We start from the raw sequence: 14246 nt of genomic DNA, 5'->3' as shown, positions 1-14246 counted from the left end.
TGAGGGGGCGCCCGGCAGGCGCCCCCTCAGCCCGTGGTGGCGTTCGGATCGGGCCGGTGGCCGCGCTCAGTCCTCGCCGAGGTACGCCTTGCGTACCGATTCGTCGTGCAGCAGTTCCTCTCCGGTGCCGGAGAGGGTGATGCTGCCGATCTCCATCACGTGTCCGTGGTCGGCGAGGGAGAGCGCTGCCTGGGCGTTCTGTTCGACGAGCAGGATGGTGGTGCCGGCGGATTTGAGTTCGCTGATGGTGGCCATGATCTTCTGCATCATGATCGGTGAGAGGCCCATGGAGGGTTCGTCGAGCATGAGCAGTTTGGGGCGCGACATCAGCGCGCGGCCCATGGCGAGCATCTGTTGTTCGCCGCCTGAGAGGGTGCCGGCGGCTTGGCGGCGGCGTTCTCCGAGGATGGGGAAGCGTTCGTAGGCGCTGTCGATGTCGCGGGCGATGCCGTCGGTGTCCTTGCGGAGGAAGGCGCCGAGCTGGAGGTTCTCCTCGATGCTGAGGCGGGGGAAGATGCGTCGGCCTTCGGGGGAGTGGGCCAGCCCCATGGAGACGATCTTGTGCGCGCCGACTCCGTTGAGTACCTGTCCCTCGAAGGTGATCTTCCCGGCGAGGGGTTTGAGCAGTCCTGAGAGGGTGCGCAGGGTGGTGGTTTTGCCTGCGCCGTTGGTGCCGATGAGGGTGACGACCTCGCCGGCTTCGACGGAGAACGAGATGCCTTTGACGGCTTCGATCTTGCCGTAGGCGACGCGCAGGTCCTCGACTTCGAGCAGGGCCATCAGTCTGCCTTCCCTTCCGGGGCGTCCGCCGGCTGGTCGGCTCGTGCGGCCTGCGCCGTGGTCGCCGCCTCGGCCTCTTCGGCCGCGCGGGCCTCGGCCTCTTCCGCCGCGCGGACTTCGGCTGCTTCCGCTTCGCCGGGTTCTCCTTCGAAGGGGGTGCCGAGGTAGGCGGCGATCACGCGGTCGTCGTTCTGGACGACGTCCGGGGTGCCTTCGAGGAGTTTCTGGCCCTGGACGAGGACGGCGACGCGGTCGCAGAGGTTGAAGATGAACCGCATGTCGTGCTCGATGACGAGGACGGCGGTGCCCTGTTCGCGGATGGCGAGGACGAGTTCGCGGGTGGCGGTGGTCTCGACGGCGGTCATGCCCGCGGTGGGTTCGTCGAGGAGGAGCAGTCCTGGTTCGCTGGCGAGGGCGCGGGCGATCTCCAGTTTGCGTTGTTCGCCGTAGGGGAGGTTGCGGGCGAGGTGGTCGCGTTTGTCGGCGAGACCTGTGAAGTGGAGCAGTTCCATGGCGCGGTCTTCGGAGTGGCGTTCGGCGCGCCGGAAGCGGGGGCCGCGGACGAGGGCGGAGAAGAGGCCCTCGTGGGTGCGGGTGTGGCGGCCGACGAGGACGTTTTCCAGGACGGTCATGTTGGCGAAGAGCCGGATGTTCTGGAAGGTGCGGGCGATGCCTGCCTGGGTGACGAGGTGGGAGCGGTGGGGCAGGACGGTGCCTTTGTAGCTGACGGTTCCCTCGGTGGGGATGTAGAGGCCGGTGAGGCAGTTGAAGAAGGTGGTCTTGCCGGCGCCGTTGGGGCCGATGAGGCCGACGATCTCTCCTGCGCGCACGCTGAGGTTCACGTCGCGGACGGCGGTCAGGCCGCCGAAGCGCATGGTGACGCCGGAGGCGTCGAGGACGGCGCTGCCTGCGTCGCGGGGTGCGGGGTTCTCGGCTGCCGTGGTGGTGGGTGTCGTCATGGGATCCTCACGCCTCCGTCTTGCCGATGCCGGGCAGGCCGGGGGTCGTCTGTGCGGTGGCGTCGGGGACGTCGAGTTGTCCCGTCTCGTGGAACTCCAGTTGCTTGCGCCGGTCGGCGATGAGGCCTTCGGGCCTGAAGCGCATCAGCAGGACGAGGGCGATGCCGAAGAGGAGCAGTTGGTAGTCGGCCATGAACTGGAGTTTGGCCGGGATGAGGTAGAGGAGGGCGGCGCCGATGAGGGGTCCGCTGACGGTGCCCATGCCGCCGAGGATGACGGCGATGAGGAGGAAGGCGGAGTTGGGTGGCGCGGTGTGGACGAACTTGTAGGACTCGGGGTTGACGGAGAACTCGACGTGGGCGAGGACGGTGCCGGCCATGCCGGCGAGGGTGGCGCCGAGGGCGAAGGCCATGAGTTTGAGCCGGAAGGCGTTGACGCCCATGGCGCGTGCCGCGGTCTCGTCCTCGCGGATGGCGATCCAGGCGCGGCCGATGCGGGAGTTGTCGGAGCGCCGGAAGATGGTGACGACGACGGCGGTGAACAGCAGCATCAGCAGGTAGTAGTTGGCGAATCGGCCGAGTTCGAAGCCGAGGAGGGTGTGGGGTTCGCCGAGGTTGAAGCCGAAGATCTCCAGGTCGGGGATGTTGGGGATGCCGTTGGGGCCGTTGGTGATGTTGGGGCCTGAGTCGCCGTCGAGGTTCTGTACGGAGATGCGGAAGATCTCTCCGAAGCCGAGGGTGACGATGGCGAGGTAGTCGCCGTGCAGGCGCAGGGAGGGGAAGCCGATGACGAGGCCGAAGACGAGAGCGACGGCGGCGCCGATGAGGACGGCGGCCCAGAAGGGTACGTGGATGCCGAGCGCGGAGGTCTCGGCTCCGGAGACGAGTGCCGCGGTGTAGGCGCCGACGCCGAGGAAGGCGACGTATCCGAGGTCGAGGATGCCGGCGAGGCCGACGACCATGTTGAGGCCGAGTGCGACGGTGGCGAAGATCAGTACGCTGACGGCGATGTTGGTGTAGGCCTCGTTGCTCTGGGTGATGGGGAAGAGCAGGGCGGCGACGAAGGTGGCGGCGAGGGTGACGCCGCGGTGTTTGGCGGTCAGCGCGGTCAGCCTGCGGGGCAGTCCGGTGCGCTGGAGGGCGGGGAAGCCGAAGGCGGAGATCATCAGGAAGCCGATGAACGGGGGGCCGCCGTCCGCTTCGATGCCGTAGGCGAAGACGTAGAGGCCCAGCGCGCAGGAGGCGCAGATCACGAGGATCTCGGCCCACTCGGGCAGGGGCGCGGGCCGTCCTGGCGCGGGTGCTTTGAGCGCGTGGGTGAGGCGCGCCCACGGCCCGGGCTCGCGGGCGTCGCCGGTTTCGGGGGTGAGGTCGGCGGGGAGTGCGAGGGCTCCGATGACGGCGAGGAGGGTGCCGGCGGCGCCGATCCACATGCCGGGTTCGAGGTTGACGAGGCCGCCGAGTTCGACGGCGATGGCGCCTGCGGTGTACCAGGTGACGGCGAGTGAGGCGAGGGCCATCAGCAGCAGGGCGCTGTGTTTGCCGCCGGGGGTGAGCCAGCGCAGTCCGCGTACGCCTGCGGAGGCGAGCAGGAGGGCGGCGGTCAGGACGGCGGCGACGAGGGTGAGGAGTTGGAGTCCTGCCGGGTAGAGGGCGATGGTGAGGTCGCCGGGGAACTCGGCGGTCCAGGTCCAGGGGAGCATGGTGGAGACGAAGGCGGTGACCGCTCCGGCGCCGACGAGCACCTGGCCGTTCCTGCGGCTGGCGTGCGGGTCAGCGCCGAGGGGGAGGGGCCCTCGGACCGTGGGGGAGTGGTGCGCCGGGGTGGCTGCTCGCGCGGTGTGCGCGCTGGTGTCGGTGTGGTGTGTCGTCATGGGTATCAGGCCCGATCCGCGAGGCGTTCGCCGAGGATTCCCTGGGGTCGCAGGAGGAGGACGAGGATGAGCAGCACGAAGGCCCACACGTCCTTCCACGAGCCGCCGCCGAACTGTTCGAGTCCTGGGACGTTGCCGATGTAGGCGGTGGCCAGGGCTTCGGCGACGCCGAGGACGAGGCCGCCGACCATGGCGCCGTAGATGTTGCCGATGCCGCCGAGGACGGCGGCGGTGAAGGCCTTGAGTCCGGCGATGAAGCCCATGCGGAAGTTGACCTCGCCGGTTTTGAAGCCCTGTGCGATGGCGGCGACGGCGGCGAACGCGGCGCCGATGGCGAAGGCCATCACGATGATGCGGTCGGTGTTGATGCCCATCAGCTTGGCCGTGTCGGGGTCCTGGGAGGTGGCCTGCATGGCGCGTCCTGTGCGTGTCTTGGCGACGAACAGGCCGAGGGCGAGCATGCACACGGGCGCGGAGATGAAGATGAACAGGTCCTCGCGGGAGAGGGTGACGAAGCCGAGGTCGATGTCGCCGCCGCCGATCTGCGGGAAGGGCCGGGCCTTCTTGGCGTTCGGGTAGAAGGCCCAGATGGCCTGCTGGAGTGCGAGGGAGAGGCCGATCGCGGTGATCAGCGGGGAGAGCCGGGGGCCGCCGCGCAGGGGCCGGTAGGCGAAGCGTTCGGCTCCCACGGCGACGAGTACGGCGCATACGACGCCGAGCAGGATCATCAGGGGGAGGGCGAGGGCCATGCCCGTTCCGTCGGGCAGCCACAGGTAGGCGGTCAGCGCGCCGAAGCCGCCGATCATGAATATCTCGCCGTGGGCGAAGTTGATGAGCTGGACGATGCCGTAGACCATCGTGTACCCGATCGCGATGAGGCCGTACAACGCGCCGAGTGCGAGTCCGTTCGCCAGCTGATCCGGCAGACCGTGCACCGGGGGACTCCTTGGGTGTGTCAGATACGGCTGCGCGGGGGCGCGTCCGAGCGTCCCCGCGCAGCCGTCGTTCGCTGAAAGGTGGGGCGGTGCGGGGTCCGGTCAGCTCTCCTTGAAGGTGCCGGTCTGCACGGGTTCGTGCTTGCCGCTCTTGACCTCGTAGACGGACAGCTGCTTGTTGGTGGTGTCGCCGTAACCGTCGAAGCCGACCTGTCCGGTCACGCCGTCGAACGTGACGTCCTGCATGGCTTCGGTGACCTGCTTGCGGGCGTCGTCCATGCTGTCGGGCAGCTTGCCGTCGTTCTTGTCCACGACGGCCTTGACGGCGAGGATGACCGCCCTGGTGCTGTCGTAGGCGTAGCCGCCGTAGGCTTCGTAGGGCAGCTTGTAGCCGGCCTTCTTGTAGTTCTGCATGAACGTCTTGGCGGTGTCGAGGCTCTCCAGGGGCGCGCCGACGGAGGTGGCGAGGTCGCCCTCGACGTTCTTCTTGCCGAGCTTGGTGTACTCCTCGCTGTAGAGGGCGTCACCGCCGACGACCAGTGCCTTGGAGCCGGCCTTGCTGATCTGGGCGCTGAGCGGGGCGCCTGCCGGGTACTCGCCGCCGTAGTAGACGAAGTCGGCCTTGGACTTGGCGACCTTGGTGGCGACGGCGGAGAAGTCGCGGTCGTCGGGGTTGATGTGGTCGGTGCCCACGACCTTGCCGCCGAGTTTCTTGAACTCGTCGGTGAAGGTGCCCGCCAGTCCGGCGCCGTAGGTCTTCTTGTCGTCGATGATGTACGCCTTTTTGAACTTGCGCTTGTCGAACAGGTACTGGGCGGCGTACGGGCCCTGGACCGCGTCGGTGGCGCAGGTGCGGTAGTAGGTGTCGAAGAGCCGCTTCTTCTTGCCCTTCTGCCAGTCGGGGCCCTGGGTGAGCTCGGGCGCCGTGTTGGCGGGGGAGACCTGCACCATGTCCGCGTTGCCGAAGACCTTCTGCATGGACTGGCCGACGTGCGAGTTGAGGGGGCCGACGGCGCCGATGACCTCGTCGTCGCCGACGAACTTGGTGGCGTTCTGCTGCCCTGTGCCGGCCTGGCCCTGGTCGTCCAGCGCCTGGATCTTGAAGGTGACGCCGTCGACCTCGTTGTCCTTGTTGGCGATCTTGACCGCGAGTTCGCTGGAGTTCTTGATGCCCTGTCCGAGCGCGGACAGGTCGCCGGTCAGCGGTGCGTCGAGCCCGATGACGACGGTGGTCTTGTCCCCACCCTCGCCACCCCCGCTCTTGTCGTCGCGCGAGCCGCACGCGGACAGGGTGAGAGCTCCCACCGTGACGGTGGTGGTGAGTATGAGCAAGGAACGGTGACGCACGATCAGTCCTTTCCCCGAGGCGCGGCCCTCGTGGCATGGGTGCGTGAGTGGCCGTGTCGCGCGCCGGGCCGTACGGGGTACAGATCGGTGCTGTGTCATGCACGCCCGGCGGCGCGGTGACTGGCGGTGACTCTAAGGCGAGGCTGTGAAGACGGGCAGAGGTCCAGTCGATGATGTGACTTTCTTGTTATCACCGTCACGGAACCAGCAGCTCGCCAACTGATCTTCGCTCAACTCTCCGTGTGTGACGGGAAGATGGCGGACACGTTTCGCGGCCCGAAGCCGCAGTTGGCTCGGGCAGTCGCCAGTCGGGGTCCGAAAGAGGGTCCGCATACCGTACGCGGCACGCGCGTGAGTGCCCGCGCAAAGCCGCGTTCGCGGATCATGTGAAGGTCACGGCACGGACGCGTCACGCACCGTGACGTAGAGAGGGGGCCGGGGGCTGCCCTCGCGCCGCAGAGGACTCATGGACGCGCCCCGAAGGGGCGCGGGGAACTGCTCCCCCAGCCTTCGGCCGGGAGGTGCCCCCACCAGCCACGACCCACCGGCAGCCCGTGCACCGCGGCAAGTGGCACCCCCGGCGCCGGAACACGGTCGGCGGGGACAAGCCGGCCCGCCCCGCGCAGGGGGAGGCAAGACGCGCGGGACAGCTCTCAGGCGTCCCGCAGCAGACACGTGAGCCGCGCGGAGCACACGCGCCGCCCCTGCTCGTCCGAGACGGCGATCTCGTAGCTGGTCATGGTGCGGCCCCGGTGGACGGGGGTGGCCACCCCCGTCACCAGCCCGGCGCGCGGGCCCCGGTGGTGGGTGCAGTTCAGGTCGACTCCCACGGCGGCCTTGCCGGGGCCGCCGTGCAGCATGGCGCCCACCGACCCGAGCGTCTCGGCCAGCACCGCGGAGGCGCCGCCGTGCAGCAGCCCGTACGGCTGGGTGTTGCCCTCCACGGGCAGCGTGCCGACGACCCGCTCGGGGGAGGCCTCCACGACCTCCAGGCCCATGCGCTCGCCCAGCGCCCCGGCGGAGAACAGCGCCGGGAGGTCGAGGCCGGAACCCTCCCACTGGTCCAGGATCTCCTGGGGGAACTCGGTGGTGGTCCGCTCGCCCATGCGCCGCTGCTCCGTTCACGTGTCGCCCGACCGGCCGGCGGGGGGAGTGGACCGGCCGGTCCGAGCCTATGCCCCCTGGGGGCTCACTCGGCCGCGGAGGGAGTGAGACTGATCACGACGGACTTGCTGGCGGGGGTGTTGCTGACGTCGGCGGTGGCGTCCAGCGGGACGAGTACGTTCGTCTCGGGGTAGTAGGCGGCGGCGCAGCCGGGCGCCGTCGGGTAGTGGACGACGCGGAAGCCGCGCGCCACCCGCTCCCGCCCGTCGCCCCACTCGCTGCGCAGGTCGGCGTACGCGCCGTCGGCGAGCCCGAGCGCCTCGGCGTCCTCGGGCCGTACCAGCACCACGCGGCGGCCGTTTTTGATGCCGCGGTAGCGGTCGTCGAGGCCGTAGACGGTGGTGTTGTACTGGTCGTGCGAGCGGAGCGTCTGCAACAGCAGCCGGCCCTCGGGCACCCGGGGGTACTCGACGGGCGCGGCGGTGAAGTTCGCCTTGCCGGTGGCGGTGGGGAAGCGCCGCTCGTCGCGCGGCGCGTGCGGCAGCGCGAAACCTCCGGGCCGGGCGACGCGCGCGTTGAAGTCCTCGAAGCCGGGGATCACGCGGGAGATGCGGTCGCGGATCAGCCCGTAGTCCCCCTCGAACTCCTCCCACGGGGTGGCCGACCCGGCGCCGAGCGTGGCGCGCGCCAGGCGGGCCACGATGGCGGGCTCGGACAGCAGTTGGGGGCTCGCGGGGGCCAGCCGTCCGCGGGAGGCGTGCACCATGCCCATGGAGTCCTCCACGGTCACGCACTGGTCTCCGCCGCGCTGGGTGTCGCGTTCCGTGCGGCCCAGCGTGGGCAGGATCAGCGCCCGCGCGCCGGTCACGCAGTGGGAGCGGTTGAGCTTGGTGGAGACGTGCACGGTCAGCCGGGCCCGCCGCATCGCGTCCTCGGTGACCTGCGTGTCGGGGGAGGCGGCCACGAAGTTGCCGCCCATCGCCACGAACACCTTCGCCTGCCCGTCGCGCATCGCCCGGATGGCCCGAACGACGTCGAGGCCGTGCTCGCGCGGCGGTGCGAAGCCGAACTCGCGCTCCAGCGCGTCCAGGAAGTCGGGCGCGGGCCGCTCGAAGATGCCCATCGTGCGGTCGCCCTGCACGTTGCTGTGGCCGCGCACGGGGCACACGCCCGCACCGGGGCGGCCGATGTTCCCGCGCAGCAGCAGGAAGTTGACCACCTCGCGGATGGTGGGCACCGAGTGCTTGTGCTGGGTGAGCCCCATGGCCCAGCACACCACGGTGCGGCGCGAGGCCAACACCATCTCCAGGGCGCGCTCGATCTCGGCGTGCTCGAGTCCTGTGGCGGCCGCGGTCTCGTCCCGGTCGGTGGCCAGGGCGGCCTTCGCGAACTCCTCGAAGCCGTGCGTGTGCGCGGCGACGAATGCCTCGTCGAGCGCTCCCTCCCGTTCCAGGAGCATGCGGTTCAGCGCGCGGAAGAGCGCCTGGTCGCCGCCGAGGCGGATCTGCAGGAACAGGTCGGTGAGCGGGGTGCCGCCCGCGGCCAGTCCCTTGGGGGTCTGCGGGTTCTTGAACCGCTCCATCCCGGCCTCGGGCAGCGGATTCACCGTGATGATCTTCGCGCCGCCCGCCTTGGCCTTCTCCAGCGCAGAGAGCATCCGGGGATGGTTGGTCCCGGGATTCTGCCCGGCGACGATGATCAGGTCCGCCTTGTACAGGTCCTCCAGCAGGACGCTGCCCTTGCCGACGCCGAGCGTCTCGGTCAGCGCGGAGCCGGACGATTCGTGGCACATGTTGGAGCAGTCGGGCAGGTTGTTCGTACCGAACTCGCGGGCGAAGAGCTGGTACAGGAACGCGGCCTCGTTGCTGGTGCGCCCCGAGGTGTAGAAAACCGCCTCATCGGGTGACGAAAGGCCGCGCAGTTCCTCGGCGATCAGGTCGAAGGCCGCCTCCCAGCCGATCGGCTCGTAGTGCTCACCGCCCTCGGGCAGGAACATCGGCTCGGTCAGCCGGCCCTGCTGCCCCAGCCAGTACCCGGACCGCTCGGCGAGGTCGGCGACCGGGTGCGCGGCGAAGAACGCGCGGGTGACCCGGCGGGTGGTCGCCTCCTCGGCGACCGCCTTGGCGCCGTTCTCGCAGAACTCCGCCGTATGCCGTTGGTCACCCTCGGGCCACGCGCACCCCGGGCAGTCGAATCCGTCCTTCTGGTTGACGCGCAGCAGCGTCAGCGCGGTCCGCCTCACCCCCATCTGCTGCCGCGCCATCCGCAGCGAGTGCCCGACGGCGGGCAGCCCGGCCGCCGCCTGTGCGGGTGCCCCCACCTGGGGCGCGTCCTGAACGGGATCACTGGAGGGAGCCTTACGCGTCATAACACCTGATGGTGCCACCGCACCGGGGCCGGCAGCCACACACCGGCGTGCTCCGCCGTTGTCACAGGCGCATGCGAGGATCGGTCCCGTGGCTAAGAAGGCAGCGAAGACGGCACAGGCGGCGACCGGGCTGGCGAAGGACGGCGAGGCACAGCCTCGCCTGATGCTCATGGACGGGCACTCCCTCGCGTACCGCGCGTTCTACGCGCTTCCCGCGGAAAACTTCAACACGACCACGGGGCAGCCCACCAACGCGATCTACGGGTTCGCGTCGATGCTGGCGAACACGCTGCGCGACGAGGCGCCCACGCACTTCGCCGTCGCCTTCGACGTCTCGCGCAAGACCTGGCGTTCGGCGGAGTTCTCGGAGTACAAGGCGAACAGGTCCAAGAGCCCGGACGAGTTCAAGGGCCAGGTGGAGCTGATCGGCGAGCTGCTGGACGCCATGAAGGTGCGCCGCTACGCGATCGACGGCTACGAGGCGGACGACGTGATCGCCACGCTCGCCACCGCGGCCGAGGCCGCGGGCTTCCAGGTGTCGATCGTCACGGGCGACCGTGACACCTTCCAGCTCGTCAGCGACAAGGTCACGGTGCTCTACCCCACCAAGGGCGTCTCCGAGCTGACGCGCTACACGCCGGAGAAGGTGGCCGAGAAGTACGGCCTCACGCCCGGGCAGTATCCGGACTTCGCGGCGCTGCGCGGCGACCCCTCGGACAACCTGCCGGGCATCCCGGGCGTCGGCGAGAAGACGGCGACGAAGTGGATCACGCAGTTCGGCTCCCTCGCCGAGCTGGCCGAGCGGGTGGACGAGGTCAAGGGCAAGGCGGGCGACAACCTCCGCTCGCACCTGGAGTCCGTGCTGCTCAACCGCCGGCTGACCGAGCTGGTCCGCGACGTTCCGCTGCCGGACGGCCCTGAGGACCTGACCCGCGTCGCCTACGACAGGGACGCGCTGGCCGTCATCCTGGACGCGCTGGAGTTCCGCCACCAAAACTTCCGCGACCGCCTCTTCGCCGCCGACCCGGGCGCCGCCGCCGAGGAGGAGGAGCCCGCCTCGGCGGACGGCATCGAGCTGGACGGCACCGTCGCCGAGGCAGACGCCCTCGCCCCGTGGCTGGAGCGGCACGGCGCGGCCACGCTCGGTGTCGCGACGGTGGACGTGTGGCAGCAGGGCAGCGGCAGCGTGAGCGAGATCGCGTTGGCCACGGGCGCGGGGCCGGCCGTCTGGTTCGACCCGGCCGAGCTGACCGAGGGCGACGAGCAGGCGTTCGCGGCCTGGCTGGCCGACGCGGACAGGCTGAAGGTGATGCACGACGCGAAGGCCCTGATGCGGGTCTTCGCCGACCACGGCTGGTCCGTGGCCGGGGTGTGGATGGACACCGCGCTGGCCGCCTACCTGGACAAGCCGGGCCGCCGCTCCTTCGCCCTGGACGCGCTGTCGGTGGAGTACCTGGGCCGCGAGCTGGGCCCGACGGCCGAGTCGGACGGCCAGCTGGCGCTGGGGGTGGACGAGCGGGCCGAGGCCGACGCCCTGATGGTCAAGGCGCGCACGGTGCTGGATCTGGGCGTCGCCTTCGAGGTCAGGCTGGACCAGGTGGGCGCCGCCGACCTGCTGCGGGATCTGGAGCTGCCGACCTCGAGGGTGCTGGCCCGGATGGAGCGCGCGGGCATCGCCGCGGACCGCGAGTGGCTGCGGGGCCTGGAGCAGCAGTTCGCCGACGCCGTGCAGCACGCGGTCGGCGAGGCGCACGCCTCGGTGGGGCACGAGTTCAACCTGGGCTCGCCCAAGCAGCTCCAGGAGGTCCTCTTCGGTGAGCTGGGGCTGCCCAAGACGAAGAAGACCAAGACGGGTTACACCACGGACGCGGACGCGCTGGCCTGGCTCGCGGCCCAGACCGAGCACGAGCTGCCGGTGCTCATGCTGCGCTACCGCGAGCAGCAGAAGCTGCGCACCACGGTCGAGGGCCTGATCAAGACGATCGCGCCCGACGGCCGGATCCACACCACCTTCAACCAGACCGTGGCCGCCACGGGCCGGCTCTCCTCCACGGACCCGAATCTGCAGAACATCCCGGTGCGCACGGACGAGGGCCGGGCCATCCGCCGCGGCTTCCGTGTCGGCGAGGGCTTCGAGTCGCTGATGACGGCCGACTACAGCCAGATCGAGCTGCGTGTGATGGCACACCTGTCCGAGGACGCGGGGCTGATCGAGGCCTTCACCTCGGGTGAGGACCTGCACACGACGGTCGCGGCGCAGGTCTTCGGCGTCGGCAAGGACGCCGTCGACGCGGAGATGCGGCGCAAGATCAAGGCGATGTCCTACGGGCTGGCGTACGGGCTCTCCGCGTTCGGGCTCTCGCAGCAGTTGGGCATCACCCCGGACGAGGCGCGGGGGCTGATGGACACCTACTTCGAACGCTTCGGCGGGGTGCGGGACTACCTGCGCCGTACCGTCGAGGAGGCCCGCGCCACCGGCTACACCCACACGATCATGGGCCGCCGCCGCTATCTGCCGGACCTGACCAGCGACCAGCGGCAGCGCCGCGAGATGGCCGAGCGGATGGCGCTCAACGCCCCGATCCAGGGCACGGCCGCCGACATCGTGAAGGTCGCCATGCTCAAGGTCGACGCGGCCCTGCGCAACGCCGAGCTGCGCTCGCGGATGCTGCTCCAGGTGCACGACGAGATCGTTGTGGAGATCGCGCCGGGGGAGCGGGAGCAGGTGGAGAAGCTGGTGCGCTCCGAGATGGCGTCCGCTGTTGCGCTGCGCGCGCCGCTGGACGTGTCCGTCGGCGTCGGCCAGGACTGGGAGTCGGCCGCGCACTGACGCCGCGGGCCTCGCGGGGGACGTCGCGGGCTTCGCGGGGCCCGGGGCGGCGGACGAACCAGGGGCCGCCTCCGGCGCGTTGGGGACGCGTCCGGCGAACGGTGAGGAAACCGGCGGTGAACCGGCCGCGAAGACGGTACGGAAGCTCCACAAGTGGCCGCTGACCGCTGACTTGTGGGCTACCGTGCCGTAAGGTCGCCGTGATGTGGGTGATTGCGTCCAAAGGGGAGAGGACGGGGACGGCTCTATGGCGCGATACCGGGGCAGGCACGCCGCGCAGCAGAAGGCCGGGAAGGCGCCGGGACACCGGCGCCGCTTCAGGCTGAGCAGCGCCAGATACCGCAGAGGTCTGGGGGGTACGGCGATCGCCGCCGTCGTCATGGCGGCGCTGACCGCTTCCCAGGCCCCCGGCGTGGAGCTCGGCGGTGACCACGGCAAGGGACGTTCGGACGCCGCGGGCGACCGCACGCCGGGCGACGACAGCTACGAGACGCAGCTGCCGCCGCTGGAGTCGCCCCACCCGCCCGACGGCGCGGACCCCGGCGGTTCGTCGGACGAGTCGGGCATCCCCGCCTCGGTGCTCAAGGCCTACAAGAACGCCGCCAAGTCGCTCGCCTCGCGCACGCCGGGGTGCGGTCTGCGCTGGGAACTCCTCGCGGGGATAGGCAAGGTGGAGTCGGGCCAGGCGCGCGGCGGCGCCGTCGACAAGGACGGCACCACGCTGCGGCCCATCCTCGGCCCCGTGCTCAACGGCGCCGGTTTCGCCAACATCAAGGACACCGACGGCGGCCGTTGGGACGGGGATACGACCTATGACCGTGCGGTCGGTCCGATGCAGTTCATCCCCTCCACGTGGGGCCGCTGGGGCGCCGACGGCAACGGCGACGGGCGCAAGGACCCCAACAACGTGTACGACGCGGCGCTGGCCGCCGGCCAGTACTTGTGCGCGGACGGCCGTGACCTGTCGGCCAAGGCGGATCTGGACCGCGCGATTCTCAGCTACAACAACTCCGACGAGTACCTGCGTACCGTCCTGGCCTGGTTCGAGTACTACCGCGAGGGCACCCACTCGGTGCCGGACGGCGAAGGAGGGCTGCTGCCGACCTCTCCGGGGCTCGGCGAGTCCGGCGGCGGCCCCGGCAAGGGCGGCTCCCCGTCAGGGCCCGGCAAGGGCACGTCGCCCTCCAAGCCCGGCAAACCCGGCAAACCGAGTGATCCGGGCAAGCCCGGCAATCCCGGCGGTGGCGACGACCACAACGGGGGCGACGACGGCGATGACGGCGGGACGCCGTCCCCCGACCCGACGGCGCCCGACGCCATCGTGGCGGACGGCACCAAGAGCTTCTCCGCGGTCGCGGGCGAGGAGTTCGCCAAGAGCCCGCGAGTGAAGGTCGAGACCTCCAAGGGCAAGGGCGTCAAGGGTGTGAAGGTCGACTTCGCGATCGACGGCGCCACCGAGGCGTCCTTCGGCGGCGGTGCCAAGAAGGTGACCGTCGCCACCGGCGCGGGCGGCGTCGCGCAGGCCCCCGCGCTCGTCGCCGGCGCCAAGGCCGGCTCGTTCACCGTCCACGCCTCGGTTCCGGGCAAGAAGCTGGGCACCGTCGACTTCACGGCCGAGGTGACGGCGGCGAAGGCCGACAAGCTGGAGCGCACCAGCGAGGTCGTACTGACGGCGCCCAAGAACGGTGACTTCGTGGTTCCGGTCGAGGTCAAGGCCACCCGCAAGGGCAAGCCGGTCGCGGACACGGCGGTGACGGCGACGCTCCAGGACTCGGAGAAGGGGCCCTACTTCACGAAGGACGAAGAGGGCCACCCGGTGCGCACCCCGGTGAAGCTGACGACGAACGAGGACGGCGTCGTCAAGGTCGAGGGACTCGCCGCGGACGACAAGCCGGGTGACTACACCCTGACTCTCACCGCCGACGGCGGCGCCACGACGAAGGTGACGCTCACGATCACGGGCTGAGCCGGCACTCCTCCTGCGGCGCGCCCCGGTGCTCGGCACCGGGGCGCGCCGCACTGTTCCCATCGCCCACGGGCGTTGCTACGG

The 14246-nt window shown here is 70.3% G+C and carries 9 protein-coding genes; 2 read left to right on the top strand and 7 right to left on the bottom strand.

All coding sequences use genetic code 11. The features are described from left to right. Nucleotides 1–66: 66 nt before the first annotated feature. The 7 genes from DQ392_RS20310 to DQ392_RS20280 form a co-directional block, all read right to left on the bottom strand. Nucleotides 67–783, bottom strand: coding sequence for an ABC transporter ATP-binding protein (locus tag DQ392_RS20310; protein ID WP_114017071.1), 717 nt, complete (start codon nt 781–783; stop codon nt 67–69). Beyond that, nucleotides 780–1739 carry an ABC transporter ATP-binding protein gene (locus DQ392_RS20305; protein ID WP_245981696.1) on the bottom strand — a complete coding sequence of 320 codons (960 nt, stop codon included), beginning with the start codon at nt 1737–1739 and terminating at the stop codon, nt 780–782. The genes DQ392_RS20310 and DQ392_RS20305 overlap by 4 nt, the downstream gene beginning before the upstream one ends. Nucleotides 1740–1746: 7 nt before the next feature. Next, complete coding sequence (locus DQ392_RS20300; RefSeq protein WP_114017070.1) at nt 1747–3612, bottom strand: branched-chain amino acid ABC transporter permease; 1866 nt, start codon at nt 3610–3612, stop codon at nt 1747–1749. A 5-nt stretch (nt 3613–3617) separates the two neighbouring features. Continuing rightward, nucleotides 3618–4547, bottom strand: a complete 930-nt coding sequence (locus DQ392_RS20295) for a branched-chain amino acid ABC transporter permease (RefSeq protein WP_114017069.1) — start codon at nt 4545–4547, stop codon at nt 3618–3620. Between the two features lie 102 nt (nt 4548–4649). Next, a complete protein-coding gene (locus tag DQ392_RS20290; RefSeq protein WP_114017068.1) occupies nt 4650–5894 on the bottom strand; it encodes a branched-chain amino acid ABC transporter substrate-binding protein in 1245 nt (414 codons plus the stop codon). 653 nt (nt 5895–6547) lie between these two features. Beyond that, nucleotides 6548–7000 carry a PaaI family thioesterase gene (locus tag DQ392_RS20285; RefSeq protein ID WP_114017067.1) on the bottom strand — a complete coding sequence of 151 codons (453 nt, stop codon included), beginning with the start codon at nt 6998–7000 and terminating at the stop codon, nt 6548–6550. An 83-nt stretch (nt 7001–7083) separates the two neighbouring features. Then, entirely contained in the window at nt 7084–9366 is a 2283-nt protein-coding gene (locus DQ392_RS20280; protein ID WP_114017066.1) for an FdhF/YdeP family oxidoreductase, read from the bottom strand. 88 nt (nt 9367–9454) lie between these two features. Between DQ392_RS20280 and polA the strand changes: the two genes are divergently transcribed. Together polA and DQ392_RS20270 are read left to right on the top strand one after the other, a co-directional pair. Further along, nucleotides 9455–12196: a DNA polymerase I gene (polA, locus tag DQ392_RS20275; protein ID WP_114017065.1), complete on the top strand. Its 2742-nt coding sequence runs from the start codon at nt 9455–9457 to the stop codon at nt 12194–12196. Between the two features lie 247 nt (nt 12197–12443). Further along, the gene (locus tag DQ392_RS20270) at nt 12444–14162 is read left to right on the top strand and encodes a lytic transglycosylase domain-containing protein (RefSeq protein ID WP_114017064.1); all 1719 of its coding nucleotides are present in this window, start codon (nt 12444–12446) and stop codon (nt 14160–14162) included. Nucleotides 14163–14246 lie beyond the last annotated feature (84 nt).

Origin of the sequence: Streptomyces reniochalinae (genome assembly GCF_003323735.1) — a bacterium.
Classification (GTDB): domain Bacteria; phylum Actinomycetota; class Actinomycetes; order Streptomycetales; family Streptomycetaceae; genus Streptomyces; species Streptomyces reniochalinae.
Note: the sequence above shows the minus strand (reverse complement) of the source record. Positions and strands in the feature narration are given on the sequence as shown.

What these genes read in the sequence shown, in the direction of transcription:
- DQ392_RS20270 (WP_114017064.1), top strand. Translation starts at nt 12,444, where the DNA reads ATGGCGCGATACCGGGGCAGGCACGCCGCGCAGCAGAAGGCCGGGAAG.
- DQ392_RS20280 (WP_114017066.1), bottom strand. Translation starts at nt 9,366, where the DNA reads ATGACGCGTAAGGCTCCCTCCAGTGATCCCGTTCAGGACGCGCCCCAG.
- DQ392_RS20300 (WP_114017070.1), bottom strand. Translation starts at nt 3,612, where the DNA reads ATGACGACACACCACACCGACACCAGCGCGCACACCGCGCGAGCAGCC.
- DQ392_RS20285 (WP_114017067.1), bottom strand. Translation starts at nt 7,000, where the DNA reads ATGGGCGAGCGGACCACCACCGAGTTCCCCCAGGAGATCCTGGACCAG.
- DQ392_RS20305 (WP_245981696.1), bottom strand. Translation starts at nt 1,739, where the DNA reads ATGACGACACCCACCACCACGGCAGCCGAGAACCCCGCACCCCGCGAC.